Origin of the sequence: Sphingomonas sp. TZW2008, from assembly GCF_002117915.1 — a bacterium.
Taxonomy (GTDB): Bacteria; Pseudomonadota; Alphaproteobacteria; order Sphingomonadales; family Sphingomonadaceae; genus Sphingomonas.
In genome coordinates this window covers 177,606-204,385 of sequence record NZ_BDJB01000004.1, presented here as the reverse complement: position 1 = coordinate 204,385, position 26,780 = coordinate 177,606, and the positions used below count along the sequence as shown (strand labels likewise).

Below are 26,780 nucleotides of genomic sequence, written 5' to 3'. Positions count from 1 at the left end.
AGGGCGGCTCAGCCGCGCGCGCGGTGTGCCGTGGCGCGCGCGACGCGCCGATCCTCGGGAAAGCGTACGCCGGCCTGGCGGAGCAGTGCGTCCGCCCGCTTGGTTTCGCCGCGATCGCGCAGGCGCTGCGAATCGAGCAGCAGCCGGCTCGCGGTCGCCTCGGCATTGAACGCGTACAGCCGATCGGCGAGTGCATCGAGAAATTCGCTCGACACCTGTTCCGTGTAGCGGCTCGCCGCGAGCCGCTCGGGCGGGTAATCGTAACGGGTGATGCCGAATTGTCGGCCGACGAATGCCACATCGTCACGGCTTTCGGCATAGGCTAGTCGGCGGGCATTGTCGGGCAGATCGAAGCGCTGCCCCGGCAATCCGGCGAAGATGCCTGCCTCGCTGCCGCTGCGCGCCGGGTTGCGCGCACCATCGATCGCCTCCGGCACGCGGACGTTGAGCCGGCCGAGCATCAGCGCGGCCTCCATCGACAGCGATTCGTTCACCGTTTCGCGCTCGCCCCGGAGCAGCGGCGCGATCACGAGCGGCAGGCCGGCCGCATGCGCGAATCGCGCGGCGAACGCGTCGCGCTCCGCCGCGAGTTCCTCATAGGCGAGGACCTCGACCGCGCCCGCGCCGAACACGTGCCGCATTCGGCCGATGATCGCGCGCCACCGCACCGGCTCGGGCTGCGACAGGACGGCATCGATGTCGCTACGCGAGCGCAGATACTGCTGCGCGACGCTCACTGCCCAATCTACCGGATCGCGAATGACGAAGACGATGCGGACGCGGTCGACGTGCCGCACCAGAACGCCGCGCAATTCGGTCAGCTCGGCGATCGAAAAACCGGCCAGCGCTTCGGCTGACAGAAGAAGGGTTTGCCAGTCGTCGCCGCCGAGGCTGCGCTCGAATGCAAGCAGCCCGGCGTTGCGCTCGGCGACGTAGCCGTCGAGCGGTGACGGTGCGCGCACGGCAGTGTGACGCCGGAAGAGGCCGGACAGCGCGAAGGAGTGGTTCGCTTCCCGCAACGGATAGAGCACGCCGAGCGCGCGCAGCGCGTCTGCCGCTCGATGGAAATGATGCTGGATGAAGCTCGTGCCGGTCTTCTTGTGGCCGATGTGCACGACCGCCTCGCGACCTGCCCTCATGCGGCACCGCGCGCGGAGGTGCTATCGTGCGCGGCGATCGCGCGATCGTAGAGGTCGCGATACGTCGCCGCGCATTTTTCCATGCTGAACCGACCGGCGACGGCGCGCGTCAGCGCTGCCGCGCGTTCCCGGAACGCGGCATCGAGGAACAGCGCCATCGTGTCGGCGACGGTCGCGGTGAACGCCCGCGTGTTGCGGATGGACGTCGTCACCGCACCGGCGATTCCGTCGGGCGAGGTCAGCATATCGCGGATCTCGCCGACGTCGTTGCCGAGCACCGGGCATCCCTCCTGCAACGCCTGGATCACGCACAACGGGAACGATTCACCCTCGAACCGTGTCGGCACCAGCGCGCAGTCGGAGAAACGGTAGATCGCGTTGATACACGATTGGTAGCCGAGGAAGTGGATCGCAGCAGCGCCATCGGCGAGACGCTTTGCCGTCTCCGCCGAGCGTCCCTCACCGATCATCAGCAGGTGCATCTCGCGCTCGGGGTGCCGGTCGCGCAGCAGCTTGAACGCCTCGACCGCGACCCGCCATCCCTTGCGCTGGATACCGCGCGCGACGAACGTGAAGACGATCGCGTCCGCCCCGATACCCAGGCTGTCGCGCGATACATCCCCCTCGCGCGTGTCCTGCGGCATCCCGTTCGGCAGCTTGAGGAACCTGTCCCGGTCAAGTGGGATCCCGGCGAATACATCCAGATTGCGCTCCGCCGTATATACCCAATAATCGACGTTGCGCAGCGCGCGGAAAAGCAGCGTGTCGAGCACCCCGCCCGGCAGATTGTGCGACCCGTGCATTGAAACGACGTATGGCTGATCAAGCATCGCGCCGCGCTCAAAGAACAGATTCTCGATGAGCACGCTGTGCGAGTGGACCACGGCGGCGCCGACGCGGCGCAGAAATGCCGCCGGGCCAGCGGCGATGACGTCGTCACGCGCATAGACCGCGACGCGCGGGTCGAGCCGCGCGACCATGTCGGCGTTACGATCGGTCAGGTTTACCGCCAGCAGTGAGACCGGCACGCCATCTTCGGCCAATTGGTTCGCCAGCAGCAGCGGGAAGAGTTCGCCCCCACCGGTTTCGAAGCCGAGGAAACCGATGACAACATGGCGTGCCCGCGGCTCCGGCTCGGCCGGTAACGTCCGCGGGTCATAGCGTGCGTCGAACGGGCCGTGCTCCGCCGCGACCTCGAAATGCGCATATTGGTGCGCCAGATCGGCAACGAAACTCTCCGTCGCATTCGCGCCGACGAGCCAATGGCGTCGGATCTCGTGCTGCACCTGCCAGCATTCATCGTAATAATGCAGCTTGTCGAAATTGCGCGCCGACGTGTTGGCATCGTGCTGGCGGAAATAGCTCACCGCGTCGGGCGAGTAGGCAAGCTTCCCGCCGCCCAGCAGATGGATATAGAGATACCAATCGCCCGCGATGCGGAATCTGCTCGCCTCGTTCCAGATCGCAGGCGGAACCGCTTGGCGACGAAAGACGCACCCGCCGACGTTTGCAACGATATTGCGTTTGGCGAAGGCGCCGTGGAACCAGTGCGCCGCGGGGCGCGAGACCGGCTCGTCCCAGATGCCCGGCTCCGCCGCCTCGCGAAAGCCGGCCATGCCCGCCATGGGCGTGCCGTCGCTGCGGCAGAACTCGATCCGCCCCAGCGCCATCTTGACCGACAATTCAGCGAAACCGGGCACCAACCGCTCGAGGAAATCGAGCTCGGCGTAATCGTCGCTCTCGCAGATCCAGATCAGCTCGCCTTTCGCCATCTCCATGCCGCGCTCCCATTGGCGGAATGGGTTGCCGGTGCCGATGTCGTTGAAGGCCGTACGGTAGGGAAACGGGCAATCCGCCAGCTCGCGATTGATCACGGCGAGGCTATCGTCCGTCGACGCATCATCGAGCACGATCAGCTCGATGTTGCGATAGGTCTGGGCGAAGATCGATCCGAACCGCTGCGGCAGGAACCGCGCGTGATTGAAATTCGGGACGATCACCGAAACCAGCGGCGCGAACGTCAGGGATCGGAAGTAGGCGACTGCCGGCCGCTTCTCGTGCCGGCCGTAGTTCACCCAATGCTGGAACGGGTTTATCCCGGCCGCGGCGACTTCGGGATTGGTATCGAGATAATATCGCGTGCTGAACGCCGCCGATGGGTCCAGCCCGCGCCGCCACCCGATTTCGTTGTAGTGGCGGTAGAGCGACATGCCGGTGGGCGCCGCATCGAGCTGCGACGCATAATGCAGCGGATCGAAGAACTCGCCGGCGGGATCGTTGCTGGGCACGCCCGGATCGTCGAGGACGAGCGCAACCGGCGAGACCGGGTCGGAGAGCGATGCGTGTTCAGCCTTCACGACCATCGTCGGCCGTCGCTCGGCGCGACCGTGGCGGACGAAGTGAAGAAAGGGATTGAGGCCAGCTTCCGCAACGTCGCGGTTGTGTTTCAGGTAATAAGCGGTGTCGAACGACGGCGAGGGATTGAGCCCCTGCCGCCAGCCGTGCTGCAAGTAATGATCGAGCGGGTCGCCCTCGATCGTTTCGGCCAATTGCGCGCGGTAGAACGCTTCGTCGAATAGCGCGCGTACTTCGGCCATGACGCGTTCGGCTTGATCAGCGTCCTCGCCGTCGCGTCCGTGTCGGGACGGCACAACCGGATACTCCTCGAATCGCCCGATCGCGGCGTGAAACTCGAAGGGCGAGCAACCCGCCGCGCGTGCCGCTGCATGCTGTTCGAGATAGGCGTTGGTGGAGAAGTCGGGAGCCGGATCGAACCCGTCCTGCCATCCTTGCTCCAGATAATGTTTCAGCGCGCGCGCAGGCGGCGCCGTCATCCCCGCCGCGCGAAGCTGGCGGCGATAGAAAGCGGCGTCGAACCGATCCACCATCCACTGGCGAATTTCGCTCCTGTCCCGCTGCCCCGGCGCCCGTTCTGCCACCAACCGTCCTTCCCCGCCGCGCCAACCGGCCCGGCCCCGCCCCGCTCTTCCGCGGCGTCGGGCCGCGAAGTCAAGACAGCAGCGCCGCTCGCCACCATTCAGCGGCGGATCTCGCGCCATGCCGCGATGTGGACGTGCTGACGGTAAGCGCCTAGCAACGCGGGCAAGCAGCCGGACGAAGGGGATCGATGGACGCCACGATTGTCGTGCCGAGCGGCTACGAGCGTGTTCTTGATCTGGAGCCGCCCGAAGCGCTGCTCAGCTTCATTGCACGCGCAGGCGGTGTCGGTCGGCTCCGCATCGCCTACGTTGCCGGTACGTCGGTCACGATGGTCGCTAAGTACGATTTGACGGGCGCCCCCCCAAGTCGGATCCGCAAGCGTTTGCCGCCACCGCCACACGGGCTACACGCCGTGCGGATCGATTACACGTCCGGTGGCGCCCCCGACTTCGCCGTCGACCTCCCGGCAATCGCACCCGAGCTCACCGATTATGCGCTCGGTTCGATCAGCTTTGACGATCCAGCCGACGATCTTGTTGCGGGCGCCGAGACGGTACTCAACATCACGCTGAACAATGCTTCGCGTCACCAATGGTCGTCTGGCCCCAATGGCTTGATGCTGCGGCTCGACCTTGGCGGCACGGCACACACCTTCAGCCTCCCCGCCTCGATTGCGCCAGGGGGCAGCGCGTCCATAGCGTTAAGGGTGGTCGTTCCCGACGCACCGGGGGATATCGCGGCCACGTGCGTCCCAACGCTCGGACCCGGTCTGTCCTTCGCACGCGGGCGCACGTTCCGCGTCGCGCGGCGAACCTTCGCGATCGTTGTCCGTCGCCCGAAAAACGTCACACGCGCACCTTGGCGCATCGACATCACGCCACCAGGTACCCAGCTGATCGCCGGGCTGGCGTCGGTGTGCTCGGTCACGGTTCACAACGAAGGGGGCGCTCGGCTCGAGGCAAGCGGGCCGGGCCGTATGCAACTGCGTGCGCGCTGGCGCCGCCAGCCGCGCGACGGCACGGCAATCCGCGACGGCGTGGTCGCCCCTCTCCCCTACCCGCTCGATCCCGGCGAGTCCTGCGTCGTCGCGCTTGATATCAGCCCACCGGAGGTTGCCGGGCGATACACGCTCGACATCATCGCTGATCTGCTCGGCGATGCGCAGCGCAGCCGCGGTGAGGTTGCCCAGAGCACCGCCGTGACGCTCGACGTGCTCGATCCGCTCACGCTCGACAAGGACGCCGAGCAGGCACTTCGATCGGTTCTGGCGGACGAGGCGCAACAGATTAATCGTACGGCCTACGCCGCCTGGGCGCGCGCTCAGGACACGTTCGTAACCCCGGCGGAGGCGATTGCCAGCGTGGGCCTGGAGGCGTGGCGGCATGTTCCGCGAATCGCCATCCTGCTCACCGGCGGAGATGCCGAAGCGGCGCGAGAATGGCTAGTGCGCCAGCCGTATCCACGTTGGACGATGGTCGAACCCGACCGTAACGGCGCGGGCACGATCCCGCCTGATTGCGAGATCGTCGTGCCATGGCACGAACGGATCGGCTGTCTCGCCGATCATGCGCTCCTGTTCCTGGCAGGAGAACTGATGCGCAATCCGACTGCCGCATGGGTTTATGCCGATTTCGATCACTGCGGGTCTGCGGGAGCGCGCTACGAACGCGTATTCCTGCCTGAGCCCGACCCCTTCTTCGCGCGTGCGCAGCCAGCGCTGGCCACAGTTCCTGCCCTACGCGCCTCGCTTCTCACCGATCTGGGCTGGACGCTCGATGATCTTGCCCGCCATGATATCGCAGCTCGGCTGACGGCGCAGCTGCCAGCCGGCGCGATCGCGCATATCCCGCACGTCCTGTTTCACCGCACCGTGTCACATGACGCGCTCGATGCGCCGTTAGCCGCCCCTGTCCCGCCCTCCCCGAACGGCTGGCGAACGATCAAGCTGCACGATGCCCCGGGCTTCGCCGTGCATGCCCTGCCGCCGCCCGTTCCTCCGCGCGTGGCACTGATCGTGCCGACGCGCGACCGGCGGGATCTTCTTGCCAGCTGCATCGGATCGATCCTGGAGCGGACCGACTATCGATCATACGAACTGATCGTCGTCGACAATGGATCGCAGGACGCCAAGACGCTCGACTATCTCGATTGGCTCTCGGCGAACGGGATGGTGCGCGTGCTCCGCGATGACGGCCCCTTCAACTGGTCGCGTCTCAACAATCTGGCCGCCGCCGTTACCGACGCCGATCTCCTCTGCTTTCTCAACAACGACATGGAGATCGTGTCCGAACGCTGGCTTGCCGAACTCGTCGCGCTGGCGACCCGCGCCGATGTCGGCGTCGCGGGCGGTACCTTGTGGTTTCCCGACGGCACGATCCAGCACGGCGGCGTCGCCTTCTCGGCGCGCGGCAGCCCGCTGCACCCGTTCCGCGGTACGCCGCGCGGCGAGGCGGGGTTCTATCTGCGCTCGTTGCGCACTCAGTCGGCAGTAACGGGCGCGTGCCTGATGGTGCGCCGCCACGTGTTCGAGGCGGTCGGCGGCTTCGACGAGCTGTTCCCGCTCGGTTTCAACGACATCGATTTCTGCCTGCGTGTCGCCGAGCGGCTCGCACTGCCATCGATCTGCTCGCCGCACGTCGAATTGATCCACAAGGAGAGCGCGACACGCGGACGGCTGCGCGGCGACACGGAAGGCGCGCGCTTCCTGCAACATCTCGGCTGGTTCGAGGGGCGTTATCTCGAAACGGCGATCGACGATCGCTGGGGCAGCGTCGTGGCGGAGGCGACGCGCCGCCGCGGCCCCGCGAGCCTGCTCGCACGCAGGCCACAGGGCGCGCGCGGCGGTGCCCGGCGCTACGCTCGCGCTGATGCGCGGCCGATCGCCTTCATCCACACGCCCAAGACGGCCGGAACAAGCGTACGCGAAGTCTTCGCACGCGTCCTGCCGGATCGAGCGGTGTTGACGCTGGGCGCGCGTGCCCTCGTTGAGGGACAGGCGGGCGACGCCGCGACGGCCGCCCGGCTACGCCCGCGGCTCGCAAATGCGGAGCTGCTGGTCGCGCATATCAGCCACGGCTTCGGCGACGCGGTCGGTTGGACCTGCGACTATGCGACGGTGCTACGCGATCCGCGGGAGCGCGTGCGCTCGCACCACGGCTTCCTCGTCGAGCCGCCCAACGCCCCGCTCAAGGATACCCCCCTTGCCGATCTGCCGCTCGCCGCGCTCGTGCGTCGGGGCGTCATTCCTGCCAATCTGATGCTCGCCAAAATCCTCGGCGAGCCGCCCGAGACTGTGCCCTGGTCGGCGATCGATGGTCGTTTCCCCCGCTATGCCGGCTTCCGGCTACCGCCGGCGCTGTGGCACGGCGACACGCGCGCACTTGCCGCCTTGCCAGAGCTTGATCCCGATCGCGATTGGGCGAAGGTCGACCGCGCGCTCGCCATCATCGAACGCGACTTCGTCTTCGTCGGATTGCAGGATCGACTAGCGGAGCATCTCGCCGGCTTCGGCGCCGCGATCGGCCTCGATACCATCGGCACTGTGCCGCGCTTCAACGTGTCGCGCCACGACGAAGCGCTGTCGGACGAGGATCGTGAGGCGATTGACGCCTATAATGCGCTCGATCAGATACTCTACGATGCAATCGCTGCCCGGCCAGGGAGCATGTTTCTAAGGCCGCGCTGAGCAGGCGCGGACCGCATTAAACATAAGCGGCGCGTCAGCCCTCGAGCTCGCGCATCAACGTGCGCACCGCGCCGTCGACATCGCGGTCGCTGTCGCGCAGCTCCTCGATTCGCCGCACCGCATGGATCACCGTAGAATGATCACGCCCGCCGAACTTGCGCCCGATCTCGGGCAGCGAGCGCGTCGTCAATCGCTTGGCGAGATACATCGCGATCTGCCGCGGTCGCGCCACCGCACGGGCGCGACGGGCGGAGATGAGGTCCATCGGCGTCAAGTCGAAGTGCGTGGAAACCAGCTTCTGGATCTCGTCGATCGTCACGCGGCGCTGGCTGCCGCGCAGCACGTCGCCGAGTGTCGCGATCGCGAAATCGAGATCGAGCGTTTCGCCGGTCAGCTGCGCATAGGCGACGATCCGGTTGAGCGCGCCTTCGAGCTCGCGAATGTTGCCGGTGATCCGTCCGGCGAGCAGGTCGAGCACGTCCTCGGGCACGCGCGCGTCGGGCAGGTCAGCGATCTTGCGCTGCAGGATCGCGCGGCGCAGATCGATCGACGGCGCCTTGATGTCGGCGACCAGCCCGATCGCCATGCGTCCCACGATGCGCTGCTCGATGCCCTCGAGCGCCTGCGGGCATCGATCGGCAGAGATGACGAGGCGCTTGCCTGCCGACATTATCTCGTTGACGGTGTGGAAGAATTCCTCCTGCGTCGCGTCCTTGCCGGCGATGAATTGGAGGTCGTCAATCAGCAGCAGATCCGCGGAGCGCAGCCTTGCCTTGAACGCGAACGTGTCACGCGCGCGTAGCGCAGCGACGAAATCGAACATGAACCGCTCGGCCGACATCGCGATCACCCGCGCGCCCGGCTCGGCGGCGAGGAACGCGTGGCCGATTGCGTGCATCAAATGCGTCTTGCCCTGGCCGGTGCTTGAATGGAGGAACAGCGGACTGAAGCGGACCGGCCCCGGCTCGGCGAGCAGCCGCGCGGCGTTGAAGGCGACCTTGTTCGACGCGTCGACCACGAAGCGGTCGAACGTCAAACGTGGATCGAGCACTGGGGGCTCCGCATCGGGCAGCGCCGCCACGGGGCCTGCCACCGGCGCCGCAAGCACAGTCGCCGTCGCCGCTGCCGCAACCGGCTCGGCAGGCGCCGCCGGGACTGCGGAAAGCGTAACTACCGCAGGCGCCTCGCTCGCCGTCTCGATCACGACGCTGCGCACCGCCGGCACGATGGCACGGAACTCGTGCACCAGCCGCTCGGCATAGTGGTTGCGCACCCAGTTCGTCATGAACGCCGACGGAAGCGTCAGCCGCACGCGATCGCTCTCGCCCGTCTCCGCCAGCGCGATCGGCTTCAGCCACTGATCGAACAGTCGCGCGCCCGCCGACTCGCGCAGGTTGGTGCGAACTCGCACCCAAGCCCGTGCGATGTCGCTTTCCGCGTGCGGTACTCGATACTGGCTCAATGGCACGCGCGGCTCTCCTCAGGCCGCGACGTGCGTCGCAACCCTGTTCGCATTCGGCAAAAACAGTCCCCCGATGTGGCCCCCGCCACGGTCGGCTACGACGATGGTTCATTTGGGCGCGTCAGGCAGGAAGCCGTCGCGACACGCCAAGGTTTAGGAACAGGCCGATGAGTCGATCAAGGCCGGGACGTGCCACAAATCCGAAATATACCGCCTTGACTCGATTCCAGCCGCGCAAATCCGTCGAAAATCTCACAAGTCACTGTGATCGTTGCAGGATTCTGAAACACGGCGCCGTCGGCCACGCGCGAATCGCGGGAAATCCTTGGGTTCCCTGATCGGGGGGCGCGGACAACAAAAAACCCGCCGGAATGAACCGGCGGGTCTTTCGATCCCGGCGCTGATCGCGCGGGTTACGCGAGCGCGGAGAGCCGCTTGGTCAGGCGCGAGAACTTGCGGCTGGCGGTGTTGCGGTGGAGCACACCGCGCGCGACGCCGCGCGCCAGCTCGGGCTGGACCGCCGCGAGCGCTGCCGTCGCTGCCGTCTTGTCACCCGCCGCGAGCGCTGCCTCCACCTTCTTCACGAAGGTGCGGATGCGGCCGACGCGCGCACCATTGATCTCGGCCCGGCGCTGGTTGCGGCGGATGCGCTTCTTCGCTTGCGGCGTGTTCGCCATTTACAGTCCTCGAATCTCGGTCGATGAAAAAAGGGCGGCGGGAACACCCATCGCCCTGGAAGCCGCGCCCCATAAAGCGCTTCGGCGAAAGCGTCAACTACGCTGGCAGGCCGGGCACCAGAAGGTCGAACGTCCGCCTTCGGCGTAGCGCGCGACGGTGCCGCCGCAGCCGCACGGCTGGCCCTCGCGGCCATAGACGGCGAACTGCTTGGAGAAATAGCCGAGCTCGCCGTCGGGCCGCGCATAGTCGCGCAAGCTCGATCCGCCCGCCTCGATCGCCGACAGCAGCACCGCGCGGATCGCCTCCACCAGACGGTCGAGGCGCGCCAGCCCGATTCGCCCCGCCGCACGCCGCGGCGATATCCGGGCGAGGTGCAGCGCCTCGCAGACGTAGATATTGCCGAGTCCGGCGACGATCCGCTGGTCGAGCAGCATCAGCTTGATCGACGCACGCCGCCCGGCGAGCGCTGCGTGAAGATAAGCCCCGGTCAGTTCCGGACCGAGCGGCTCGGGACCGAGCGCGGCGAAGGCTGGGAAGCGAGTAAGTTCATCGCTCGGCCACAGATCGACGGAGCCGAAGCGCCGTGGATCGTTGAGCGCGATGCGATGTCCCGCTTCGGTGTCGATCACCAGATGGTCGTGCGGCAGCAGCTCGCCTGGATCGAGCCGCCAGCGCCCCGACATGCCAAGGTGGAAGATCATCGTCTGCCCGCGATCGGTGTCGATCAGCCCGTATTTGGCGCGCCGCCCAAGTGCTGTGATCCGCGCGCCCGTCATCACCTGCCGCAGCTCGGGCGGGAATGGGCGCCTGAGGTCGCCGCGGCGCGTCTCGATTGCGGCGACGACCGCGCCGTCGAGTACGGGGCGCAGCCCGCGCACGGTGGTCTCGACTTCGGGGAGCTCGGGCACCGACACCCCCTAGCCCCCCGCCCGGCGCACCGCTAGAGCCGGGGCATGAGCGACACCGTCTCCTTCGGCTACGAAGACATCCCCGCCTCCGAAAAGACCGCGCGCGTCGGCGGCGTCTTCCGCAACGTCGCTAGCCGCTACGATCTGATGAACGATGCGATGTCGGGCGGCATGCACCGGCTGTGGAAGGACCGCTTCGTGCGCCGCGTGAAGCCGCACGCGGGCGAGCAGATCCTCGACATGGCGGGCGGCACGGGCGACATCGCCTTCCGGCTGCAACCGTCGGGCGCGTCGGTCACCGTGGCGGACATCAATCCCGCGATGCTCGATGTCGGCATGAAGCGCGCGGCGGAGCGCGGCATCGACGGGCTGGTGTGGACCGAGGCGAATGCCGAGACGCTGACCTTCCCCGATCGCTTCTTCGATGCGTACACCATCGCCTTCGGCATCCGGAACGTCACCGACATTCCCGCAGCACTGCGCGAGGCGCACCGCGTGCTCCGGCGCGGCGGCCGCTTCTTCTGCCTCGAATTCTCGACCACGACGTGGCCCGGCTTCAAGGAGGCGTACGACGCCTATTCGCACCACATGGTGCCGCGGCTCGGCCAGCTGCTCGCGCGCGACGCGGACAGCTATCGCTATCTGATCGAATCGATCCGCCGCTTCCCCGACATGCCGCGCTTCGAGGCGATGATCCGCGACGCGGGCTTCGCGCAGACGCGGGTCGAGCCGCTGCTCGGCGGGCTGGTCGCGATCCATAGCGGCTGGAAGATTTGACGCACGTGATCGTCCACACCTGGCGGCTCCTGAAATGGGCCCGCACGCTGGCACGGCACGGCGCGCTCCAGGGGTTGGAGCGCGATCCCAATGCGCCCGCGCGGCTGCGTCGGCTGGTGCGGTTGGCGCGTGTCGGCGCGCGCGTTCCCGCCAGTCCGCGCTACGCCGACGCGTTCGAGGCGATCGGCCCGGCGGCGGTGAAGTTCGGCCAGACGCTGGCGACCCGCCCCGACATCGTCGGCGAGGAGGCGGCGCTCGATCTCTACCGGCTGCAGGACGCGCTGCCCCCGCTGCCGTTCGAGACGATCCGCCCGCAAATCGAGGCCAGCCTCGGGCGCCCGATCGAGAGCCTGTTCGCGCATTTCGAGGTCGAGCCCGTCGGCGCGGCGTCGATCGCGCAGGTCCATCGCGCGGTCACGACCGACGGGCGCACCGTCGCGGTCAAGGTGCTGCGCCCCGGCGTCGAGGAGGAGTTCGCCCGCGCGATCGACACCTACGAATGGGCCGCGGCGCAGATCGAGGCGCAGGACCGCGCGGCGGGCGGCGGCGAGATCGGCCGCCTGCAACCGCGCCTCGTCATCGCGACGTTCAAGCGCTGGACCGCCCGCGAGCTCGACCTGCGGCGGGAGGCGGCGTCGGCGAGTGAGCTGGCAGAGACGATGGCCGCCGAGCCCGCGTTCCACGTCCCCGCGATCGATTGGGCGCGCACATCGGGCAAGGTGCTGACGCTCGAGTGGATCGACGGAATCAAGCTGTCGAATCGCGCCGCCCTGGTGGCGGCCGGCTACGATCTGCCGCTGCTCGCCAAGACGTTGGTTCACGCCTTTCTGCGTCAGGCGATTGCCGAAGGATTCTTTCACGCCGATCTGCACCAGGGCAATCTGTTCGCGTTGCCGGTCAATCGCATCGCCGCGATCGATTTTGGCATCATGGGGCGGATCGATCGGCGCGCGCGCGTCTGGCTGGCCGAGATCCTCTACGGCCTGATCACCGGCAATTACCGCCGCGTGGCCGAGATCCATTTCGAGGCAGGTTACGTCCCCGCGCACCACGACGTCGCCGAGTTCGCGACGGCGCTGCGCGCGGTGGGCGAGCCGATGCGCGGGCTGCCGGTGAAGGAGATGTCGATCGGGATGATGCTCGACAGCCTCTTCTCGATCACGCGCGATTTCGACATGGTGACGCAGCCGCACCTCCTGCTGCTGCAGAAGACGATGGTGATGGTGGAGGGCGTCGCCACCGCGCTCGATCCCGACATCAACCTGTGGGATACCGCGCAGCCGTTCGTCGAGGAGTGGATCCGCACCGAGCTAGGCCCCGAAGCCGCGGTGGCCGACCGGATCGTCGCCGACGTCAAGACGCTGTACCGCCTGCCCGATCTGGTACGCCGGATCGAGGCACGCTTCCCCGCGCCGGGTGGCGCGCCGCCCGCCCCGCCGCTGCGCGAGATCGAGATCGTCCGCATCGGCGGCGGCTGGCGCTATGCCGCCGTCGCGATCGCCACCGCCGTCGCCAGCGTCGCCGCGACGTGGCTCGTGATCGGCTGACGTGCGCGCCGCCGCCGCCGCGGAGACGATCTGGCTCGCCGCGCCGTCCCGCTACGCCGGGTGGTCGCGGCGCCGCGCGCGTGGTGCGCTCGCGGTTCTCGTCCTGCTGATCGCCGCATTCACGATCCAGCCGATCCGGCCCGCCCCGCCGCCCGGCACGCCGCCGGCGATCGAGAACAAGGGCAGCGAATCGGATCTCGCGTTGTACGAGGCGATCGTCGACGACGTGCGCCACGGTGAGGATTATTACCAGGCGACCGCGCAGGAGCTTCGCGCGCGGCCGGGCTATCCGCTGCGTCCCTTCGTCACCTTCCGCCTGCCGCTGCTCGCGCGGCTGCAGGCGCTGCTTTCGCCGGCGATGACACTGCTGCTGCTGTGGCTGCTCGCCGCCGCAGCTGCCACTGCGTGGATGGGCCGGCTGCGCGAGCTGCTGCCGCGCCTCGCGCCACGCCTCATCGCCGGCCTGCTCCTCGCCGGCGGGCTCGTCGCCTTCGTCCAGCCTGCACTCACCGCCTCGCACGAGATTTGGGCGGCGCTGCTGATCGCCTGGTCGCTCGCGGTGCGCCGCCCGGGCAATGTCACGCTCGCGCTCGCGCTGGCGACGATCGCGATGCTGATCCGTGAGACGGCCGCGCTCTACGTCCTCGTTATGGGTGGGCTCGCGGTCGTCACCGGGCAGCGGCGCGAGGCGGCGGGCTGGGCGCTGACGCTCGCCGTGCTCGCCGCCGCGGTCGCGGTTCATGCCGGCGCGGTGCACCGCGTGACAGGGCCGCTCGATACCGCGTCCGACGGCTGGACCGGACTTAACGGCGCCTGGTTCTTCGCCATGACGCTGCGCCACGCGACGATCCTCGAGGTGATGCCCTTCCTCCTCGCGGCACCGATCCTCGCGCTCGCGCTGTTCGGCTGGACGGTACCGGCGCATCCACTGGCGCTGCGCATGGCGACGATCCTCGCCGCCTATGGCGTGCTGATCGCCTGCTTCGCGCGGCTCAACAACTTCTACTGGGGATTGATGGTGGCGCCGATCGTCCTCGTCGGGCTGGCCTTCGTGCCCGACGGGCTGCGCGATCTCGGCCGTAGCGCGCTCGACAGGCGACGGGCGCGCGTGACAAGGACCGCAGCATGAGCCGGATACTGCTGATCGTCGGCGGGGGCATCGCCGCCTACAAGGCGTGCGAGATCATCCGCCTGCTGCGCAAGGCCGGCCACGGCGTGCGCTGCGTCCTGACCGAAGGGGGAAGCCACTTCGTCACCGCGATGACGCTCGCGGCGCTGTCGGAGGAGGAGGTCCACACCACCTTGTGGGATCTCAAGGACGAGGCCGAGATGGGGCATATCCAGCTCAGCCGGCAGGCTGATCTCGTCGTCGTCGCGCCGGCGACCGCCGATCTGCTCGCGCGGATGGCCGCCGGCCTGGCGAATGATCTTGCGACGACGCTGCTCCTCGCCACCGACAAGCCGGTGCTCGCCGTGCCGGCGATGAACGTGCGCATGTGGCAGCACGCGGCGACGCAGCGCAACGTCGCGCAGCTGCGCGGCGACGGCGTCACCGTGATGGCACCCGACGAGGGTGCAATGGCGTGCGGTGAGTACGGCCCCGGCCGCCTGCCCGAGCCCATAGCGATCGTCCGCCAGATCGAGGCGATGCTCGCGGGGAACCAGGGCGGTGCGTTCGCCCGGCGGCCACTCACCGGCCGCCACGTCGTCGTCACTGCCGGGCCGACGCACGAGCCGATCGATCCGGTCCGCTACATCGCCAATCGCTCGTCGGGGAAGCAGGGCTTCGCGATCGCGGGCGCACTCGCCGAACTCGGCGCGCGCGTGTCGCTCGTCGCGGGCCCCGTCGCGCTGCCGACGCCGCACGGGGTGACGCGAATCGACGTCGAGACAGCGCGCGAGATGAACGCCGCGGTTGACGCCGCGCTGCCCGCCGACGCCGCGGTGATGGTCGCCGCCGTCGCCGACTGGCGCGTGGCCGATGCGGCCGGGCAGAAGCTAAAAAAGGTCGGCGGCGGCATCCCCGCGCTCCACCTCGTCGAGAATCCCGATATCCTCGCGGCGCTCGCCACTGGCCCGTCGCGCCCCGAGCTGGTGATCGGCTTCGCCGCCGAGACGGAGACGGTCGTCGCGCACGCGCAGGCGAAGCTCGCACGCAAGGGCGCCGACTGGATCGTCGCCAACGACGTATCAGGTGACGTGATGGGCGGCGATGCCAACACCGTCCACCTGGTCCGCGCCGAGGGGGTGGAAACGTGGCAGCGGATGCCGAAGGACGAGGTCGCGCGCCGCCTCGCACAGCGTATCGCCGAAGCACTGGAGCAACCGGCATGATCGCGATCCGCCTCCTTCGCCTGCCGCACGGCGCAGATCTGCCATTGCCGCACTACGCCACTGCCGGTGCCGCCGGGATGGACGTCGTTTCGGCCGAGGACGTGACGATCGCGCCGGGCGGCCGGCACGCAGTGGCGACGGGCTTCGCGATGGCAATCCCCGAGGGGCACGAGGTGCAGGTGCGTCCGCGCTCGGGCCTTGCGCTCAAGCACGGCGTCACCTGCCTCAACACACCAGGTACGATCGACAGCGACTATCGCGGCGAAGTGAAGGTGATCCTTGCCAACCTCGGCAGCGAGGATTTCCACGTCACGCGCGGCGAGCGGATCGCCCAGCTGGTGCCCGCGCCCGTGCTGCGCGCGACGCTGGACGAATGCGACGCGCTGGACGATACTTCGCGCGGCAGCGGAGGTTTCGGATCGACTGGCCGATGAATGCACTCCTGACGATCATGGCAGCGCTTCAGGGCGCGGCGCCGGCGCCGGCGCCGGTCGTTCTTGCACTGCCGCCGGCCGATTGGTCGGCGATGCCCGAACTCCCCTTCCGACGCCGGCCGCCAGCCGTATCCGGCCTGTCCGCCTATGTTCGCGACGAGGTGCGCGACGGGCGCTGCGCGGCGGAGGGACAAGCGCTACGCGTCGATTTGGCCGTGCATGTCGCGGGCAACGGCCAAATTCGCCGCATCCGCCCGCGCGCGATCAACTGCCCGACGGTCGAGCAATATGCCTCGGGCTTGATGCTGCGCATGGCGCGCAGCAACGTTCCCCCGCCCGGCGAGGATCGCTGGTACCGCGCGACGCTCCTCTTCACGTGGCGGTGACGTTGGAGGCCGACGAGCGCGCGCGTTACGCCCGGCAGATCATCCTGAAGGAGATCGGCGGCGCCGGGCAGCGGCGGCTGAAGGCTGCGCGCGTCGCCATGATCGGTGCCGGCGGGATCGGCTCGCCGGCAATCGCCTATCTTGCCGCCGCCGGCATCGGCCACCTCGTCATTATCGAGGACGACGTGGTCGAAGCCTCGAACCTCCACCGCCAGATCCTGTTCGACGCCAGCGTCGCAGGCCTGCCAAAGGGTGACGCCGCGGCGCGGGCGATCGACCGAATCAACCCGCACGTCGGCGTCAGTGTGCAGCGGACGCGCATCAACGCTGCCAACGCAGCGGCGTTGCTGGCGGACAGCGACGTGGTGATCGACGGCAGCGACAATTTCGCGACCCGCCTCGCCGTGGCCGATGCCGCCCTCGCGCTGCACATCCCGCTCGTCTCCGCCGCCGTGGGCCAGTTTGAAGGGCAGATCGCGGTCTACCGCGGCTGGGAGGCCGATCGCCCGTGCTACCGCTGCCTCGTCGGCGAATCGCCTGATCGTGACGAGGCAAGCTGCGCCGAGCAGGGCGTTCTCGGGCCCGTCACCGGGATCCTCGGCAGCATGGCCGCGCTTGAGGCGATCCGCGCGACCGTGCCGTTCGGCGACGATCCCGCCGGCCGCCTCGTCGTCCTCGATCTGCTCGACCTGCGCTTCCGCAGTGTCCGCCTGCCCAAGGATCCCGCCTGCCCTGCCTGCGGCCCAGCCGCCGCAGGCTAGGCGATCAGCGGAGCAGCCCCGTGGCGAAGCTGCGAACCGCCGGGCCGATGTCCTCGCGCTCCAGCGCCACCGCGATGTTGGCCTGAACGAAGCCCGCCTTGTCGCCGCAATCGTAGCGTACGCCGTCGAAGGTGACGCCGTGGAACGGCTGATCGCCGATCATTTGCGCCATCGCGTCGGTCAGCTGGATCTCGCCCCCAGCGCCGGCCGCCTGCCCTTCCAGCACGCGCATCACCTCGGGCTGGAGGATGTAGCGGCCGATCACCGACAGGTTCGACGGCGCGGTTCCCGGCGCCGGCTTCTCGACCAGCCCGGCGACCTCGGTCAGTCGGCCGTCGCGTGCGCCCGGCGTGATAATGCCGTAGCGGTGCGTCTGGTCGTCGGGCACCTCCTCGGCGGAGATCACGTTGCCGCCGACTTTCTGGTACGCCCCCACCATCTGCTTAAGGCAGCCCGGCCGGCCGACCATCAGATCGTCGGGCAGCAGCACCGCGAACGGCTCGTCGCCGACGATGTCGCGCGCGCACCATACCGCGTGGCCGAGCCCAAGCGGCTCCTGCTGGCGGACGTACACCGGCGATCCCGGCCGCTGCCGAATGCCCTCGATCACCGCTAGGCTCTTGCCTCGCGCCGTCATCGTCGCCTCGAGCTCGTACGATATGTCGAAATGATCCTCGAGCGCACCCTTGCCGCGCCCGGTGACGAAGATGATCTGCTCGATCCCCGCCTCCAGCGCTTCCTCGACAGCATATTGGATCAGCGGCTTGTCGACGACCGTCAGCATCTCCTTGGGCATCGACTTGGTCGCCGGGAGAAAACGCGTGCCGAGCCCCGCTACGGGAAACACGGCCTTACGCAGCGGCTTGATCGACGGCATGAAGTGCTTCTCTCCATTAGGACGCGCGAGCGGCATAGCAACGTACCCCGGCGCGACAAGTCGCCAAATGGCTGCAATTGATTAGTCGAGCCTTAAACCAGTCGCGCTATTGGGTCGCGCATGAAAATTCTGGTTATCTTCGGTACCCGCCCTGAGGCGATCAAATTGTTTCCTGTCGTCAGCGCGCTTGCCGCCGTGCCGCACATCACCGTGCGCACCTGCGTCACTGCGCAGCATCGCGGGCTGCTCGATCAGGTGCTGGCGATCGCCGGGCTCGTCCCCGACATCGATCTCGACCTGATGGAGCCAGATCAGTCGCTCGATCGACTCACCGCGCGGCTGCTGACGGGGATCGGCGAGGTGCTCAACCGCGAACGACCCGATCGCGTCATCGTCCAAGGCGATACGGCGACCGCGATGAGCGGCGCGCTCGCGGCCTATTACCGCAAGATCCCCGTCGCACACGTCGAGGCGGGGCTCCGCTCGGGCAACATCTACCATCCCTGGCCCGAGGAGGTGAACCGCCGCATCGTCGCGCCGATCGCCGATCTCCACTTCGCGCCGACGCAGACCGCTGCCGACGCGCTCGCCCGCGAGAACGTGACGCACGGCGTACACGTCACGGGGAACACTGTAATCGACGCGCTGCACTGGACACGCGCGCGCATCGCCGAAGACCCGTCGCTCGCCACCGGCCTCGATGCGATCGCCGCGCGACTGTCGGGCCGCCGCATCGTCCTCGTCACGACGCACCGTCGCGAGAATTTCGGCGACGGCATGGGCGCGATCGCGCGCGCTATCCGGCAGATTGCGGCGCGCGACAACGTCGCGGTGCTGTTCCCGATGCATCCCAATCCCAACGTCGTCTCCGTTATGGACGCGATCCTCGGTGATCATCCAGCGGTCGCGCGGATCGAGCCGCTCGACTATCCGCATTTCATCCGCGCGCTTGGCCTTTGCCACCTCGCACTCACCGATTCGGGCGGCGTGCAGGAGGAAGCGCCCGCACTCGGCAAGCCGGTGCTGGTGATGCGCGACACGACCGAGCGGCCCGAAGGGGTCGCCGCGGGTACGGCCAAGCTGATCGGTACCGACGAGGCACGCATCGTTTCCGAAGTCTTCACCCTTCTCGACGACAAGGCAGCCTACGCCGCGATGGCCCGGGCCCACAATCCGTTCGGGGACGGCCATGCGAGCGAACGCATCGCAAGGGTCGTCGCCGATGGTAACCGATGGTGAATTGAAGGTCGTCGTTCTCGGGCTCGGCTATATCGGCCTGCCCACCGCGGCGGTGATCGCGCGGACCGGCGCCAGTGTGCTCGGCATCGACGTTCACCCGTCGGTGGTCGAGACGGTCAATTCGGGGAAGGTGCATATCGAGGAAGTCGACCTCGACGGCCTCGTCTCGGGCGTCGTCGCCCGCGGATTGCTGCGCGCGTCGATGCTTATCGAGCCCGCGGACGTGTTCGTCATCGCGGTGCCGACGCCGTTCTCTGACGATCACGCACCCAATATCGGCTATGTGCTCAAGGCGGCGACGAGCATCGCGGCGGTGCTGAAGGCCGGCGACACGGTGATCGTCGAATCGACCTCTCCCGTCGGCACGACCGAGCAGGTGCGCGATATGCTCGGCACGCTGCGCCCCGACCTGCGCGCGCCAGGGCTTGGCGACGGCGCGGACTATGCGGTCGCCTATTGCCCCGAGCGTGTGCTGCCCGGCCGCATCCTCGTCGAACTGATCGACAACGATCGCGTGATCGGCGGGATCACGCCGCGCTGCGCGCGAAAGGCGCTCGCCTTCTACCGCCGCTTCGTGCGCGGTGCCTGCGTCACCACCACCGCGCGCGCGGCGGAAATGACTAAGCTCACCGAGAACGCCTTTCGCGACGTCAACATCGCGTTCGCCAACGAACTCAGCCTCGTGGCCGAGACGATGGGCGTTGATGTGTGGGAGGTGATCCGCCTCGCCAACCGCCACCCGCGCGTCAACATCCTGCAGCCTGGGCCCGGTGTCGGCGGCCACTGCATCGCGGTCGATCCGTGGTTTCTCGTCGCCGCCGATCCCGGCAACACGCCGTTGATTCGCACCGCGCGCGAGGTGAACGACGGCAAGACTGATCGCGTGATCGCCCGCGCCAGCGCGTTGATCGAGGCCAACCCGGGCATGCCGGTCGCTGCGCTCGGCCTCGCGTTCAAGGCGAACATCGACGATTTTCGTGAGAGCCCCGCCCTGAAGGTCGCGGTCGCGCTGGCCGAGCGCTTCGGCTCGCGGTTGCGGATCGTCGAACCCTATGCCGCGGCACTGCCGGCCGCGTTCGAGCGCACCGGCGCGACGTTGATCGACATCGACACAGCGATCGAGAGCTGCCCGCTCATGATCGTCCTCGTCGATCACGACATCTTCCGGTCGGTCCCACTCGCGGAGCGCGCCGGCAAGCAGGTGCTCGACACGCGCGGTATCTGGCAGGATCAGCCGCCACCACGCATCGCGCCACCGCTGCGCATCGCCGTGTAGCGCCCCCGCCTCATCGGCGCGGCGTTGCGCGCGGGGCGGCACGCCGGTAAAGCCGCGCGCTTTCGTATAGTAGCGCCCACTTCATGCTCTCGCGTTTCCTGTCCCGCCGCAAACCCGAACCGTTTCAGGCCACCCTGCCTGCGGGACGCCGCATTTACGCGGTCGGCGACATTCATGGCCGGCTCGACCTGCTCGACGATCTGCTCGCGTTGATTGCGGCGGATGATGCGACGCGCGGCCCGGCGCAGACCGGCATCGTGTTTCTTGGGGACCTTGTCGATCGCGGAGCCGAATCGGCCGGCGTGGTCGCGCGCGTGCGCAGCTTGTGCGCCGAGCGGCCCGATACGCGCTGCCTCGCGGGCAACCATGAGGAGATCCTGCTGGGCGCCTATGACGGAGACGCCGACATGGCCCGGCTGCTGCTGCGCGTCGGCGGCTACGATACACTACTCAGCTACGGGCTCGGCCTGGAGGAGATCGACGCGGCGTCGATCTCCGAGCTCGTCGAGCTGATGCAGCGCGACGTGCCGGCTGCCGACGTCGCCTTCCTGCGCGCGCTCGACGATTACATCATCGAAGGCGATTATCTGTTCGTCCATGCCGGCATCCAGCCGGGCGTCCCGATCGAGCGGCAGGTGACGCGCGATCTGCGCTGGATCCGCGATCCATTCCTCAATCACGCGCCCAACCATGCCAAGCTCGTCGTTCACGGCCATACGATCACCGACGCGGTCGACCTGCGCGGCAATCGAATCGGTATCGATACCGGCGCCTACCGCACCGGTCGCCTGACCGCACTCGGCATGGAACTCGATCGACGTTGGATACTTGATACCGTTGATCGCGCCGTCATTCCGGCGTGATGTTGCTTGGGCGGATAGTTGTTTCAGCGCGAAGATCAATTGCGCGCCTCGGAATACGAGTTGCGTTGCAGCGTAACTTCTGCCACAGGCTTTTCGACGGACAAAAAGGGAGTTCGCAATGAAGCTTCGTGGTTATCTCGCGGCTGTCGCCGCTGCCTCGCTGGCAGCTGCTCCGGCTGTTGCGGCGCCGGCCAACTCGGCCGCCAGCCTCTCGGTCGCCAAGGCCGCTCGCTCGGGCACCTCGGTTGCCAAGGGTGAAAAGGCTGCTGGCAGCGGCATCATCGTGGCCGTTCTCGCGGCTGCTGCCGTGATCGCGGGCATCGTGATCATCGCCGATTCGGACGACGATTCGGACAGCAACTGAGCTCTTTGAGCTTGGTTAGGAAATAGCGGCCTTCGGGCCGCTATTTTTTTGTGCGTCGTTCGTGATCGGGCAGCAACGGCAGAGCAGCTTGCATTGCTGCACGCCACGAGGCGCGCGTGCTCAGCGCGTGCGAACCGCGCTCCAGTTGAATAGAAACGCGCGGTGCTCGGCCCACGTCTGCCCTTCCAGATGGTCGCCGCGGACGCACGCGCTACTGTGATAAGGCCCGATGCCGTCGCTAGTGCGGAAGCTGACGCAGCTCCGTCCGTTGGCAGCCTTCCAGCGCCCGGCCTCGATATCGCTGTCGTAGAAGCTACCGGTCACCGCGCCATCGGCCGCGAGGCGCAGGATTAGCGGCTTGGTATAGGGCCTGGATCAGTCGACAGATCGACGGTCCAGCGGCCGCCCAACTGGTTCGCCACCTCGCCATCGCTCAATGCCCGTTGCGCGCTCGCCGCGCCGGATAGAAGCAGCACTCCCGCCAGCGTAGATAGCAAGTGCATGAAAAAGCCCCCGACGATCCGATCGCCGGAGGCTAGCAAATCTTGATCCCTGCGCAATCTACTCGCGCGAGGCAGTCGCCGGTTGCAGTGCGGTCAGCGTCCCCCGGGCGCGGCGGGTCCGGCGGCACCTGGCATCGCGCCGCCCATCATCTGCTGCTGCTGCATCTGGCGGATTACCGCCTCGGGCAGGAAGTCGAGCAGCTCGACGTCGAACACCAGCGTCGAATTGCCGGGGATCGGCCCCTTCGTCTCGGCGCCGTAGCCAAGCTCGGGCTTGATCCAGAAGCGGTACTTCGCACCCTTCGGCATCAGCTTCAGCCCTTCGGAGAAGCCCTTCACCACGCCCGTCACCGGAAAGGGCGTCGGCTGCTGCGACTTGTCAAAGGTGGTGCCGTCGAGCAGCTTGCCCTCGTACATCACGAGCGCGACATCGCTATCGGTCGGCTTCGCGCCCGATCCCGGCGTCAGCACCTGATATTGCAGCCCCGACGCCGTCGTCACGACGCCCTTCTGCCGTGCGTTCCGCGTCAGGAAATCGTCACCCTGGAACGCGAGCGCCGCCGCCGCGGCGAACGCCGCGACGATGCCGACGATCAGCCAGAGGACGTAGCTACGCTTTACCGGGGCGATCGGAACGGCGGTGACGGTCGACATGGCGATCCCCGGTAAGGGCCGGGCGCGACGCACCCGGCAGAAGCAACCAATGCTGGATATTAGGCGTAGGGGCGCGGCTTACCGCGCGCCGTCACGCTCCGCGCGCTTGCGGTCGAGCTTGCGGGCCCGACGAACCGCCGCGGCACGCTCACGCGCGCGCTTCTCCGACGGCTTCTCATAGTGACGGCGAAGCTTCATCTCGCGATACACGCCTTCACGCTGCAGCTTCTTCTTGAGCGCACGCAGGGCCTGATCGACATTGTTGTCGCGAACGATGATTTGCATAAACCGACACTTCTCCGAAATTTGAACGGCAAACGGCGGCCGCGAACGATCGCCCGCGCCGTGAACCATCGGCCCCTAACACCGCCCCGGCGCCAGTGCAACCCGATGCCCGCGTAGTCGCCTAAGGATGCGCAGCGTTGACACGGGACGCCAATGCTTGCCCATCACCGCGACCCCCGCCAGTCGTATTTCACCAGCAGCAGCTTCACCTGCGCGGCGCAGCAGCAAATCCCCCCCGTTCGCGCCTGGGCAGCCCCTTTGCGATACACACGCACCCCAGCTAGAGCCTCGCAAATGACGCCGATTATGCTCTACGACAGTCTCTCGCGCACGTCCCGCCCCTTTTCGCCGCGCGATCCTGCGCTGGGCGCGCGCGTCTATTCCTGCGGGCCGACGGTCTACAATTACGCGCACGTCGGCAATCTGCGCGCCTATGTCTTCACCGACACGTTGTCGCGGGTCCTGACGTGGAAGGGGCTCGAGCTCACCCACGTCATCAACATCACCGATGTCGGCCATCTGACATCCGACGCGGATGCGGGCGACGACAAGATGGAAGCGGCGGCGAGAAGTAGCGGCCGCGATATCTGGGCAATTGCAAGGCATTATACCGATGCCTTCAAGCAGAACCTGAACGACCTCAACATTCGCGCGCCGACGCATCTGCCGCTCGCCACCGATCACGTGGCGGAGATGATCGATTTCGCCGCCGCGATCGAGCCGCGCCACTGCTACAGGTTGGAGAGCGGCCTCTACTTCGACGTCAGCACCGTGCCAGATTACGGCCGGCTTGCCCGGTCGGCAGATGATGCCGGCGAAGGTCGGATCGATCCCGTTGCAGGCAAACGGCACCCGCAGGATTTCGCGATCTGGCGCACCAGCCCGCCGGGCGAGGATCGCCAGATGGAATGGGATTCGCCATGGGGCCGCGGCGCGCCGGGGTGGCATCTCGAATGCTCGGTGATGAGCCAGAAGTATCTCGGCGCGTCGTTCGACATCCACACCGGCGGCATCGATCACCGCGAGATCCACCATCCGAACGAGATCGCGCAGAATCAGGCGCATTGCGGCTGCGCCGACAGCGGCGCCGCCTTCTGGATGCACAACAACTTCCTCGTCGATCGCACGGGAAAGATGAGCAAATCTTCAGGCGAGTTCCTGACGCTAAAGGCGCTGACCGATCGCGGGTTCCACCCCTTGGCGTATCGCATGCTCTGCCTTCAGGCGCATTACCGCAGTGAACTCGAATTCTCGTGGGACAATCTTGCCGCGGCACAGGTGCGGCTGAAGCGGCTCGTTCAGGCGATCGAGGGGCTGCGCGCGCGCGCCGACGCGCCGGCGAAGGGTGACGCGACGGCCTATCGCGTGCAGCTCGACGCGGCGGTGTCAGACGATCTCAACACGCCCAAGGCGCTGCCGGTCCTCGACGCGCTGGTGGCGGACAAGAAGCTGTCACCGGGCACGCGGCTGGCAGCCTTGGCGGACTTCGCCGAGGTTCTCGGGCTACCGCTCGACCGGCTGACGCGGCGTGATCTGCGCGTCCGCCCTGCTCACACGGCGATCGACGAAGCGGCAATCGAGTCGAGCCTAACGGCGCGGCGCGCGGCCCGCGAGGCGAAGGACTTCGCAACCTCCGATGCGATCCGCGACACGCTGATCGCGCAGGGCGTCGAGGTGATGGACGGCGATCCGCTCGGCTGGGACTGGCGCGTCGCGTTGTGAGACGCCGCTACTTGCCGAACGGCTGATCGCGCGCGGCGAGTATCGCGGATAGATAGGGGCGGCGCGCCGGTACCGCGGCGGCGGCGCGCTCGATCGCGGCGATGCGCTGCTTCGTCGCCGGATGCGTGCGGCTGCGGAACAGCCCGCCGTCGATGTCGCCGCCACGCTCGCGCCAGAAGCGCGCCGCCGACGCGACGTCGTATCCCGCATTGTGCAGCAGTGCGACGCCGAGTTCGTCAGCCTCGGTTTCCGCCTGCTGGCCGAGCCGCGCGTTGCGGCCGAACTCGCCGAGCAGCCCGCCCTTCACCCCGGCTGCCTCGAGCCGCACGCGGTGGCGCAGAATCGTATGCGCCAGTTCGTGCGCGACGACCACCGCGACCTCTTCGTCGCGATAGCGTTCGAAGAAGCGCACGCCGATCTGGACGATGCGCCCATCCGACTGCGCCGTCATCTCCGGCCCGAGCAACACCTCGAAGCGGGCGCGGCACGCCCGCGGCGCATCGATCGCGACGGCACGCTGCGCGCCGGCACGATCGATGGTAACGCGTACCGGGCTGTCCGCCCGCTCGAGTATGTCGAGCGCCCGATCGCGATCGACGCTCGACGGCGGCGTGGCAGTGGCGGTGAGCTTGTCCCCGCCGAGCGCAGCGATGCCATCGTTCGCGGCGATACCCACGCGTGCGGCCGCCGAACCGGCGACGACGGCTTCGACTGCGATCGGCGCCGCGAAGCCGAAGGTCGCACGCGCCGCGGCGACTGTCGCTGCGTCATATTGGGTGACCGCGTGAAGCACGAGGCCAGTGGCGGGGGCGCGATCACGGCACAGCGTGACATTGCCGATCATCAGCCGGTGCGCGATCGTCGCGAGCCGCAGATCGATCGCGCGCAGCGCCTCCAGCGCGGGAGCATCGAGACCCGCGGAAGGCGCGGGCGCGGCGGCGAGCAGCAGAACGGCAAACACGCAGCAGCCCATAGGCGAGTGTCGCCGGGCACGCTATCGTCGCCGCATGATAGCCGTCCTTCCCGCGCTCGCGCGCCCGCTTCTCGCCCCGCATCTTCCTGACGATCTGTCGGTCGGCTGGTTCAGCAATGCGGAGGAAGCCAACGCGATGATCGCAGACGCCGATATCGCCTGGGTCGACATGAATACCGCCGCGCGCGTCAACGCGGCGATTCGCTGCGCCGGCCCCAATCTCAAATGGGTGTCCACGATCTTCGCCGGGCTGGACGCGTTTCCGCTCGACGTGCTGCGTGAAAAGGGTGCGATCGTCACCAATGGTGTCGGCATCAACGCCTATGCCGTGGCGGAATATGCGGTGCTGGGCGTGCTCGCCGCGGCAAAACGCTTCGACGAGGTGGTACGCGCGCACGATCGGGCGGAATGGCTCACCGATTCGCCCGGCAAGATCGAACTGTACGAAACGCGCGCGCTGATCGTCGGCTACGGTGCGATCGGCCGGGCGATCGGCGAGCGTCTGCAAGGCTTCGGCATTACGGTGACCGGCGTTACCCGGTCGGGCAGCGACGGCACGCTGACGCCGGACAAGTGGCGCGCGACGCTTGGCGACTATGACTGGGTGATCCTCGCCGCCCCATCCACGGGCGAGACGAAGGCGATGATCGGACGCGACGAGCTTTCCGCGATGAAGCGGGAGGCGTGGCTGATCAACATCGCGCGCGGCGACATGATCGACGACGCCGCGCTGCTCGAAGCGCTGCACGGTGGCACGATAGGCGGCGCGTTCCTCGATCCGACCGCGCCCGAGCCGCTGCCGGCGGATCACCCGCTGTGGAAGGCGCCCAATTGCATGATCACCATGCATCTGTCGGGACGCAGCCAGACCAAGATGTTCCAGCGCGCCGCCGCGCTGTTCCTGCGCAATCTGAAGGCGTTCCGCGCCGGCGCGCCGATGGAGAACGTTGCCGATCTCGACCGCGGCTACTGA

General features: G+C 67.7%; 24 protein-coding genes. 14 read left to right on the top strand and 10 right to left on the bottom strand.

The features are described 5' to 3' along the window. Window positions 1-8: 8 nt before the first annotated feature. Both B7L05_RS05750 and B7L05_RS05745 read right to left on the bottom strand, forming a co-directional pair. Window positions 9-1,139 carry a hypothetical protein gene (locus B7L05_RS05750; RefSeq protein ID WP_085809314.1) on the bottom strand — a complete coding sequence of 377 codons (1,131 nt, stop codon included), beginning with the start codon at window positions 1,137-1,139 and terminating at the stop codon, window positions 9-11. Continuing rightward, entirely contained in the window at window positions 1,136-4,078 is a 2,943-nt protein-coding gene (locus B7L05_RS05745; RefSeq protein WP_179187134.1) for a glycosyltransferase, read from the bottom strand. The genes B7L05_RS05750 and B7L05_RS05745 overlap by 4 nt, the downstream gene beginning before the upstream one ends. Before the next feature lie 188 nt (window positions 4,079-4,266). On the opposite strand from B7L05_RS05745, the gene B7L05_RS05740 reads away from it, so the two are divergent. Then, a complete protein-coding gene (locus tag B7L05_RS05740) occupies window positions 4,267-7,764 on the top strand; it encodes a glycosyltransferase family 2 protein (protein ID WP_085809312.1) in 3,498 nt (1,165 codons plus the stop codon). A 34-nt stretch (window positions 7,765-7,798) separates the two neighbouring features. On the opposite strand, the gene dnaA is transcribed toward B7L05_RS05740, so the two are convergent. From dnaA to mutM, 3 genes are all read right to left on the bottom strand, one after another. Beyond that, on the bottom strand, window positions 7,799-9,175 hold the full coding sequence (gene dnaA / locus B7L05_RS05735) for a chromosomal replication initiator protein DnaA (RefSeq protein ID WP_256926626.1): 1,377 nt from the start codon (window positions 9,173-9,175) through the stop codon (window positions 7,799-7,801). Between the two features lie 464 nt (window positions 9,176-9,639). Further along, entirely contained in the window at window positions 9,640-9,903 is a 264-nt protein-coding gene (rpsT, locus tag B7L05_RS05730) for a 30S ribosomal protein S20 (RefSeq protein WP_085809310.1), read from the bottom strand. A 93-nt stretch (window positions 9,904-9,996) separates the two neighbouring features. Beyond that, the gene (gene mutM / locus B7L05_RS05725) at window positions 9,997-10,812 is read right to left on the bottom strand and encodes a bifunctional DNA-formamidopyrimidine glycosylase/DNA-(apurinic or apyrimidinic site) lyase (protein ID WP_085809380.1); all 816 of its coding nucleotides are present in this window, start codon (window positions 10,810-10,812) and stop codon (window positions 9,997-9,999) included. Between the two features lie 45 nt (window positions 10,813-10,857). On the opposite strand from mutM, the gene B7L05_RS05720 reads away from it, so the two are divergent. From B7L05_RS05720 to B7L05_RS05690, 7 genes are read left to right on the top strand one after another with little or no spacing between them, the layout of a single operon-like run. After that, on the top strand, window positions 10,858-11,589 hold the full coding sequence (locus tag B7L05_RS05720; RefSeq protein ID WP_085809308.1) for a class I SAM-dependent methyltransferase: 732 nt from the start codon (window positions 10,858-10,860) through the stop codon (window positions 11,587-11,589). Continuing rightward, window positions 11,586-13,136, top strand: coding sequence for a 2-polyprenylphenol 6-hydroxylase (gene ubiB, locus B7L05_RS05715; RefSeq protein WP_085809306.1), 1,551 nt, complete (start codon window positions 11,586-11,588; stop codon window positions 13,134-13,136). The genes B7L05_RS05720 and ubiB overlap by 4 nt, the downstream gene beginning before the upstream one ends. A gap of 1 nt (window position 13,137) precedes the next feature. Beyond that, window positions 13,138-14,265, top strand: a complete 1,128-nt coding sequence (locus tag B7L05_RS05710; protein ID WP_085809304.1) for a hypothetical protein — start codon at window positions 13,138-13,140, stop codon at window positions 14,263-14,265. Further along, entirely contained in the window at window positions 14,262-15,470 is a 1,209-nt protein-coding gene (gene coaBC, locus B7L05_RS05705) for a bifunctional phosphopantothenoylcysteine decarboxylase/phosphopantothenate--cysteine ligase CoaBC (RefSeq protein ID WP_085809302.1), read from the top strand. Before B7L05_RS05710 ends, coaBC begins: the two co-directional genes overlap by 4 nt. Further along, window positions 15,467-15,904, top strand: coding sequence for a dUTP diphosphatase (dut, locus tag B7L05_RS05700; RefSeq protein WP_085809300.1), 438 nt, complete (start codon window positions 15,467-15,469; stop codon window positions 15,902-15,904). Before coaBC ends, dut begins: the two co-directional genes overlap by 4 nt. Further along, window positions 15,901-16,290, top strand: coding sequence for a hypothetical protein (locus tag B7L05_RS05695; RefSeq protein ID WP_144037153.1), 390 nt, complete (start codon window positions 15,901-15,903; stop codon window positions 16,288-16,290). The genes dut and B7L05_RS05695 overlap by 4 nt, the downstream gene beginning before the upstream one ends. Next, window positions 16,287-17,051 (top strand): HesA/MoeB/ThiF family protein, encoded by a 765-nt coding sequence (locus tag B7L05_RS05690; protein WP_085809378.1) that lies wholly within the window; start codon window positions 16,287-16,289, stop codon window positions 17,049-17,051. Before B7L05_RS05695 ends, B7L05_RS05690 begins: the two co-directional genes overlap by 4 nt. A gap of 4 nt (window positions 17,052-17,055) precedes the next feature. Here the strand turns inward: B7L05_RS05690 and galU are convergent, their stop codons facing one another. Continuing rightward, window positions 17,056-17,928, bottom strand: coding sequence for a UTP--glucose-1-phosphate uridylyltransferase GalU (gene galU, locus B7L05_RS05685; RefSeq protein ID WP_085809298.1), 873 nt, complete (start codon window positions 17,926-17,928; stop codon window positions 17,056-17,058). Between the two features lie 120 nt (window positions 17,929-18,048). Here galU and wecB point away from each other — a divergent pair, with 120 nt between their 5' ends. From wecB to B7L05_RS05665, 4 genes are all read left to right on the top strand, one after another. Further along, window positions 18,049-19,167, top strand: a complete 1,119-nt coding sequence (gene wecB / locus B7L05_RS05680; protein ID WP_179187133.1) for a non-hydrolyzing UDP-N-acetylglucosamine 2-epimerase — start codon at window positions 18,049-18,051, stop codon at window positions 19,165-19,167. After that, on the top strand, window positions 19,151-20,443 hold the full coding sequence (gene wecC, locus B7L05_RS05675) for a UDP-N-acetyl-D-mannosamine dehydrogenase (RefSeq protein WP_085809296.1): 1,293 nt from the start codon (window positions 19,151-19,153) through the stop codon (window positions 20,441-20,443). Before wecB ends, wecC begins: the two co-directional genes overlap by 17 nt. A gap of 83 nt (window positions 20,444-20,526) precedes the next feature. After that, window positions 20,527-21,306: a metallophosphoesterase gene (locus tag B7L05_RS05670; RefSeq protein ID WP_085809295.1), complete on the top strand. Its 780-nt coding sequence runs from the start codon at window positions 20,527-20,529 to the stop codon at window positions 21,304-21,306. A 118-nt stretch (window positions 21,307-21,424) separates the two neighbouring features. After that, entirely contained in the window at window positions 21,425-21,670 is a 246-nt protein-coding gene (locus B7L05_RS05665) for a hypothetical protein (protein WP_085809293.1), read from the top strand. Between the two features lie 120 nt (window positions 21,671-21,790). Here the strand turns inward: B7L05_RS05665 and B7L05_RS17585 are convergent, their stop codons facing one another. From B7L05_RS17585 to rpsU, 3 genes are all read right to left on the bottom strand, one after another. Next, on the bottom strand, window positions 21,791-21,994 hold the full coding sequence (locus tag B7L05_RS17585; protein ID WP_218775990.1) for a hypothetical protein: 204 nt from the start codon (window positions 21,992-21,994) through the stop codon (window positions 21,791-21,793). Between the two features lie 272 nt (window positions 21,995-22,266). Then, the gene (locus B7L05_RS05655) at window positions 22,267-22,827 is read right to left on the bottom strand and encodes an FKBP-type peptidyl-prolyl cis-trans isomerase (RefSeq protein ID WP_085809291.1); all 561 of its coding nucleotides are present in this window, start codon (window positions 22,825-22,827) and stop codon (window positions 22,267-22,269) included. Between the two features lie 78 nt (window positions 22,828-22,905). Then, window positions 22,906-23,112 carry a 30S ribosomal protein S21 gene (rpsU, locus tag B7L05_RS05650; RefSeq protein ID WP_022686405.1) on the bottom strand — a complete coding sequence of 69 codons (207 nt, stop codon included), beginning with the start codon at window positions 23,110-23,112 and terminating at the stop codon, window positions 22,906-22,908. A gap of 294 nt (window positions 23,113-23,406) precedes the next feature. Here rpsU and cysS point away from each other — a divergent pair, with 294 nt between their 5' ends. Beyond that, window positions 23,407-24,834, top strand: a complete 1,428-nt coding sequence (gene cysS, locus B7L05_RS05645) for a cysteine--tRNA ligase (RefSeq protein ID WP_085809289.1) — start codon at window positions 23,407-23,409, stop codon at window positions 24,832-24,834. A gap of 7 nt (window positions 24,835-24,841) precedes the next feature. On the opposite strand, the gene B7L05_RS05640 is transcribed toward cysS, so the two are convergent. Continuing rightward, a complete protein-coding gene (locus tag B7L05_RS05640) occupies window positions 24,842-25,795 on the bottom strand; it encodes a M48 family metallopeptidase (RefSeq protein WP_256926625.1) in 954 nt (317 codons plus the stop codon). Between the two features lie 46 nt (window positions 25,796-25,841). Between B7L05_RS05640 and B7L05_RS05635 the strand changes: the two genes are divergently transcribed. Continuing rightward, window positions 25,842-26,780: a D-2-hydroxyacid dehydrogenase gene (locus tag B7L05_RS05635; RefSeq protein ID WP_085809286.1), complete on the top strand. Its 939-nt coding sequence runs from the start codon at window positions 25,842-25,844 to the stop codon at window positions 26,778-26,780.